At 44.2% G+C, this 3,852-nt stretch carries 4 protein-coding genes; 3 read left to right on the plus strand and 1 reads right to left on the minus strand.

The genetic code is table 11. The annotated features are described in order from the left end of the window. Positions 1 to 448: 448 nt before the first annotated feature. A complete protein-coding gene (locus tag PLH26_RS20815) occupies positions 449 to 1,378 on the plus strand; it encodes a hydroxypyruvate isomerase family protein (RefSeq protein WP_324587943.1) in 930 nt (309 codons plus the stop codon). A gap of 8 nt (positions 1,379 to 1,386) precedes the next feature. Here the strand turns inward: PLH26_RS20815 and pdxA are convergent, their stop codons facing one another. Then, on the minus strand, positions 1,387 to 2,493 hold the full coding sequence (gene pdxA / locus PLH26_RS20820) for a 4-hydroxythreonine-4-phosphate dehydrogenase PdxA (RefSeq protein ID WP_324587944.1): 1,107 nt from the start codon (positions 2,491 to 2,493) through the stop codon (positions 1,387 to 1,389). 65 nt (positions 2,494 to 2,558) lie between these two features. Here pdxA and rsmA point away from each other — a divergent pair, with 65 nt between their 5' ends. Both rsmA and PLH26_RS20830 read left to right on the plus strand, forming a co-directional pair. Further along, positions 2,559 to 3,314, plus strand: a complete 756-nt coding sequence (gene rsmA, locus PLH26_RS20825; protein WP_324587945.1) for a 16S rRNA (adenine(1518)-N(6)/adenine(1519)-N(6))-dimethyltransferase RsmA — start codon at positions 2,559 to 2,561, stop codon at positions 3,312 to 3,314. Between the two features lie 63 nt (positions 3,315 to 3,377). Beyond that, on the plus strand, positions 3,378 to 3,852 hold a 475-nt coding region (locus tag PLH26_RS20830; RefSeq protein ID WP_324587946.1), incomplete at its 3' end, for an NAD(P)-dependent oxidoreductase.

The raw sequence follows: 3,852 nt of genomic DNA on the forward strand, positions 1-3,852 counted from the left end.
CTTAGCCTATGGCTTTACCCATAAATCCACCTGCTTTGCAGGTGGTAGTTTAATAATTATTTTCGCAGATGACCGGATCATAATATGATTATCGTTTATCAGAATGACTTCAACTTCCTGTTTAGGTGCCGCAAAGGTCCTGTTTGTGCGCGAGGAAGGTTTTCATAATCAGGAAAATATGGTAATGGATCCCAGTTATGACTGATCTGTGACAATGAAGGGCGAAAAGGGGGCTCTTCTCTGCTTAATTCTTCTCCCGGACTTATATATATAAACAGTTACTGGTCTGACCTTATACCTTACACCTTAAACCCTACGCCTCATACCTAAACCTTACGCCTCATACCCTACGCCACCGCTCTCCGGAATTCCGGAAAGGCAGGATCAGAAAAATGTTTTAATTATTGGTATGGTTTGTCCTATTTTTAACCCTCAAACGATATTCAATATGCAACGCAGGAATTTTTTACAAAAAGGAGTTTTGGCCGGGGCTTCTGCTTTGGTGGGATCGGCTGCTTTTGCTACCGGAAATAAAAATGAAAAGGTAAACGGACCCCTCGCGGAAAAAACATTTAACCTGAATTATGCTCCGCACGACGGCATGTTCAAAAATAGTGGGGGCAATGATTTTATTGACCAGATAAAATATATGTACGATCAGGGCTTTCGCTCCATTGAAGACAACGGGATGACGGGGAGAAGTGTAGATCAGCAAACCAAAATTGGGGAAACGCTTGCCAGGCTTGGAATGACAATGGGCGTTTTTGTAGTGCCTAAGGGCGGCAATGGTCAAAACACACTCGCTGCCGGCAAGCAGGAGCATCTTGATATTTTTTTAAAAGGCTGCCGCCAATCGGTAGAAGTAGCCAAACGTGTAAATGCAAAATGGGTAACCGTGGTGCCCGGCGATTTTGAAAGAAATTTACCCATTGGTATTCAAACCGGTAACGTAATTGATGCGCTTAAACGGGGGGCGGAGATCCTGGAGCCACATGGTATTATCATGGTGCTGGAGCCGTTGAGCGACACGCCCAATCTTTTTTTGCGCACATCAACGCAAACCTATGAAATATGCAGGGGTGTGAACAGCCCCTCCTGTAAAATATTATATGATATTTACCACATGCAGAAAAATGAGGGGAATCTCATTAATCATATTGAACTGACCTGGAGCGAGATCGCTTATTTCCAGATAGGCGACAATCCCGGCAGGAAGGAACCAACCACAGGGGAGATCAATTACAGGAATGTATTCAAATACATTTATGACAAAGGATACCGGGGCATTATGGGCATGGAGCACGGCAATTCAAAACCCGGCAAAGAAGGAGAACAGGCGCTGATAAAAGCGTACAGGAAGAGTGATGATTTTCTTTAAGCAGCGGTTTATTTTTCCGTTTCTCCGGCTTCTTCTATTTTTTCATCTTCCACGTTGGTAAGCACAACGTCCGACATCCGTTTCATCGGGTTGGAACGGCTCTGTGCATATTCATACTGCTGTTGTAAAATATCAACTGCCGTATATATGGACTGCCGGAAAGATGATTCGTCGGCCCTGTTTTTTCCTGCAATGTCAAACGCGGTGCCATGGTCGGGAGATGTTCTTACACCGGGTAAGCCGGCGGTATAATTGATACCCTCGCCTTTTGACAGGGATTTAAAAGGGATCAGCCCCTGGTCGTGATACATGGCCAACACAGCATCAAATTTTTCGTGGCTTCCCCTGGCAAAAAATGCATCCGCGCTGTACGGGCCAAAAGCAAGTATATTGTTGTGTTTGGCTTCCTTGATGGCCGGTTTTATTTGTTCTTCCTCTTCTTTCCCAACAAGCCCTTCATCACCTGCATGCGGGTTAAGTCCGAGCACTGCAATTTTGGGTTTATCTATGCCAAAATCTTTTTGCAGGCTTTCTTTTAATATGAATAATTTTTTAAGAACAGCCTGCCGTGTTATTTGCTGGGCAATATCTTTTACGGGCACATGTTCTGTAACCAGCGCCACACGCATATTACCGGAGCACATGAGCATCACTACATCCTCCACTCCAAAAAATTGTTTTAAAAAAGGAGTATGTCCGCTGAAATTGAATTCGGGCGACTGCACGTTTTTTTTATGGAAAGGAGCTGTAACCAGTGCCTGGATATGTTTGGCTTTTAGGGCCCGCACTGCCGCCTGGAGCGATTTAACAGCATATTTACCACCTGCTTCCGTTAGCTGGCCGGGGGTAATATTCACTTCTTCTTCCCAGGAACTGTATAAATTTACCTGCCGTGCATAGGGCCTTGCGGGGTCTTTCAGATTCTGAAAGCTGAAGTTGGATTCCGGCAATGTCTTCCTGTAAAAGTTGATCAGTTTGTTGGAGGCGAAAATTACAGGTGTGCAAACATCCAGCATCCTGCTGTCGGAAAAAGTTTTAATGATCAATTCTATTCCGATGCCATTGATATCGCCGCAGGAAACACCAATTGCCGGTTTACTGTTCTGATTTGACATACTACACTGAGTTGATCCGCGAATTTACGGGATTGTAACTGGTTTTCGTATTTTTAGGCCTTTCAATGTATACATTAAAGAAATCATTAGGACAGCATTTCCTGCGTGATGAAAATATGGTGCGCAGGATCATTGCTGCATTGCGGGAGCAGCCTTTTAAGCAATTGCTGGAAGTGGGCCCGGGCGGAGGCGCACTTACCAAACACCTCATTCATTTACCAGGTGTGGCATTTAAGGCTATAGAATTGGATGAAGAAAAGATACGCTTTCTGGAAAATAGCTGGCCCGAAATAAAAGGAAAGCTCATCCATAAAAGTATCCTGGATGCAGATCAGCCCTTTGAAGGGAAGTTTACGATAGTGGGTAATTTCCCTTACAACATATCTTCGCAAATCCTTTTTAAAGTGCTGGACTGGAAAAAAGATGTGGAAGGGATGCTGGGCATGTTCCAAAAGGAAGTGGCGCAGCGTATAGCCTCAAAGCCGGGCAATAAGGTATACGGTATTCTGAGCGTGCTGGTACAGGCCTTTTTTGAGGTAGCCTATTTATTTGAAGTGCATGAACAATGCTTTACGCCGCCACCCAAAGTAAAAAGTGCCGTTATTCGTTTAACGCCCAAAGCCGAACCGCTGCAGATCCATGATGAAAAGCAATTTTTTTTACTCGTGAAAGCCGCGTTCAATCAAAGGCGTAAAACCCTGCGCAATGCCGTTAGGAATCTGTTTGAAGAAGAAACGCTTAAAAAACCGATTTTTGACAAAAGAGCAGAACAGTTGGGTGTAGGCGATTTTGTGGAGCTGGGATTTATGATGAAGGAATAGAAGTGGTAAGTAGTAAGTGGTAAGTATTAAGTATTCACAATTCACTATTGACTATTCACAAATATGAGAAAGGTAATCGTTACCGCAAAAGCACATCAGTACCTGTTGGATACCCTGCAACAAAAAAATTATACTGTAATCTATTCCCCGCAAATCACCTATGAAGCATTGAGCGATGAGATAAAAGATATTGAGGGTTTAATTGTTACTACACGCCTTAAAATTGACCGGGCCATACTGGATAAAGCACCCCGTTTGAAATGGATCGGTCGTTTGGGCAGTGGTATGGAACTGATAGATGTTGATTATGCCGAATCGAAAGGCATACAATGCGAAAGCAGTCCCGAAGGTAACCGCAATGCGGTGGGAGAACATGTATTGGGCGTATTGCTTGCGCTGATGAATAAAATTTGCAGCAGCAGGCAGGAAGTAGCAGCAGGCAAATGGATAAGAGACGCCAACAGGGGAACAGAACTTACCGGTAAAACAGTAGGTATTATCGGTTTTGGCAATGCCGGCGGCGCTTTTGCCAAACTGC

The organism is Agriterribacter sp. (assembly GCF_035444585.1).
In the GTDB taxonomy this organism is placed as follows: Bacteria; Bacteroidota; Bacteroidia; order Chitinophagales; family Chitinophagaceae; genus Agriterribacter.